Source organism: Nonomuraea sp. NPDC050663 (assembly GCF_044456985.1).
Classification (GTDB): domain Bacteria; phylum Actinomycetota; class Actinomycetes; order Streptosporangiales; family Streptosporangiaceae; genus Nonomuraea.
Window position 1 is genome coordinate 1 of record NZ_JBITGL010000046.1, and the last position, 1,728, is coordinate 1,728.

At 67.4% G+C, this 1,728-nt stretch carries 1 protein-coding gene; it reads right to left on the reverse strand.

All coding sequences use genetic code 11. From position 1 onward, the window contains the following. Window positions 1-27: 27 nt before the first annotated feature. The gene (locus ACIBH1_RS49040) at window positions 28-1,653 is read right to left on the reverse strand and encodes an ISL3 family transposase (RefSeq protein ID WP_397321044.1); all 1,626 of its coding nucleotides are present in this window, start codon (window positions 1,651-1,653) and stop codon (window positions 28-30) included. Window positions 1,654-1,728: the final 75 nt, after the last annotated feature.

The window sequence follows — 1,728 nt, forward strand, 5'->3', positions numbered from 1 at the left end:
GGTTCAGGCACACATTCCGTGATCAGGTCAGTCTCCGTGGAGGATTCGTTTGCGGAGAAGGTCGGGGTTGGCGCGGCCATACATCTGCCTCTTGATCATTTTGATGCGGTTGACGTGGCCCTCGACTGGGCCAGAGCTGTAGGGAAGGGTCAGGCCGGCGCGGGCGGCGTCGTAGTCGCGGCGTAGGCCGTTGGCGAAGGAGCGGAGTTCGGGGAGGTCGTCGTTCTCGACGGCGTCCATCCATGCGTCGAGGTGTTGGCCTTGCCGGTCGAGCATCATCACCGCGAACGCCGAGATGTGGGTGCGGAGAGCGGCCAGGGCCGGGTCGGCCTGGGTGAACGCGTCGAGTTGCCGTTGCTCGTCCTGCGTGAGGTGGGCGGGGTCGCGAAGGAGCCAGCCGGTGGCTTTGCGAACGGTGGCCGGTACGGGCGGTCGTGGTGCGGCGGGAGTGGCGACGCGCCAGGCGCGGACGTAGGCGCGGACGGCGCTGCTGCGGATCTGGTGGCCTTGGTCGCGGAGTTCTCGATGGAGTTGGGCAGCGTTGGTGCAGCCCTCGTTCCAGCGGCGCAGCAGGTAGGCGGCGTGTTGGTCGAGGATCTTCGGGCGGCGTCCGGTGCCGGTGTTGACCAGAAGTTCTTCGGGCGTCGTGGCGCGGGCGAACTTGCGGACGGTGTTGCGGGCCAGGCCAAGGTCCCTAGCGATGCCCTTCAGGTCGTGACCTTGCTCGAGGAGTTTGTGGATGGCGGCGTGGCGATGGCGGATGCGTTCGGCGAGCGGTCCCGTTCGCAGATCGGCCTGCGGTCCGGGGTGTGGTTCGGCCACCGGCGTTACGACTCCTGAGGCGGCTTTTGCCGGGTCGCGAAGATGGGTGCGGTGACGGGCGACGACGCGTTCGGCTGCTTCGCCCAGGTTGCGCCACATGTGCCAGCGATCAGCGACCTGGATCGCGTCAGGGGCGCCGCGCGCGGCGCCCTCGGCGTAGGCGCCGGCCCGATCCCGGCAGATGATCTCGACTCCGGGATGTGCTTTCAGCCAGGTGGCCAACGTGTCGGCCGTCCGGTCGGGAAGCACGTCGATGGGGCGGCCGGTGGTGAGGTCGATGAGGATCGTGCCGTAGGTATGGCCGCGGCGGAGCGCGAAATCGTCCACCCCCAGCACGCGAGGACCGACCGTCGAGGCCGCGTCGGGCAGACCGCGGATCATTCTGATCAGCGTCATCCGGCTCACCGCCGCGGCGATCCGCTCGCAGAGCCGAGCGCCAGCCCTGCCGCCCAGCGCCAGCGCCACCTCCCGCAACAAGCCACCCAGGCTCGTGCTGCGACGACCATAATGGCTGGTCAGACCGGGCACCTGCTCAGCGAACGTCTTCCTCGGACATGTCGGATCGACGCAGAAGAACCGCCGGACCTCAAGATGGATGAGCACCTCCTGTCCGCCGATTGCGGTATCGGCCAGCTGCCGCTCATACCGGCTGTGGACCCGTGAAGACACCACGTCGCAGCCCGGGCAACCCGCTATCACCGTGCCAGTTCTCGCCCAGACCCGCACCGTCCGTCCCGATCTGAAGACCTTCTCTACCAACAGCCCGCCCAGATGCGGAAACAGAACCTCCACCAGGCCTGAGATCACCACAGCCGCGATGCTCTTGATCAAGACCGCACCTACCGACCGGAACAGCCGAACCGTGACCTACCCGCACGAACCGATCACGGAATGTGTGCCTGAACC